Here is a 561-nt window from a genome sequence, read left to right on the forward strand (position 1 = left end):
GGTCGCACGCGGCGCCGACGGCCACGGGCTGGCGGCGCTGCGGTGCTCGAGCTGTCACGGCAACGCCAATTTCGAGCCTGGCCGTATACCGGGCCACCCGGAATGGCATCTCGCGCCACGGGAGATGGGCTGGGAAGGCAAATCGCTCGCCGAGATCTGCGCCCAGATCAAGGACCCCGCCCGCAATGGCGGCCGCAAGGTCGAAGAGCTGATCCACCACATTGGCGAGGATACGCTGGTCGGCTGGGCGTGGCAGCCTGGCTTCGGCCGCTCCCCCGCGCCGGGCACGCAAAAACAGGCGGGCGCGCTCGTCGAAGCATGGGCGAAGAGCGGCGCGGCTTGTCCTGCGAGATAGTTCGCGACGCGCCATGATGGATGCGTGCAAGATGGTGGGTAGGATGGGTAGAGCGCAGCGAAACCCATCGCGATGGAGCAAGCCGCGCGAAATGATGGGTTTCGCTGCGCTCGCAATGACGGGGATGGGTTCTGATTCAACTTTCAAACAGCGTGGGGATGTGAGTTCGCGTTCTCGCGGCGCTCTGCGTCCGAGGTTTGCGTTAC

1 pseudogene is annotated in these 561 nt (G+C 65.6%); it reads left to right on the forward strand.

The window, feature by feature from the left end:
- A pseudogene (locus CWO89_RS45085) lies at positions 1-355 on the forward strand (Isoquinoline 1-oxidoreductase subunit); the annotation flags it as partial.
- Positions 356-561: the final 206 nt, after the last annotated feature.

This window comes from Bradyrhizobium sp. Leo170 (assembly GCF_004296405.1).
Taxonomy (GTDB): Bacteria; Pseudomonadota; Alphaproteobacteria; order Rhizobiales; family Xanthobacteraceae; genus Bradyrhizobium.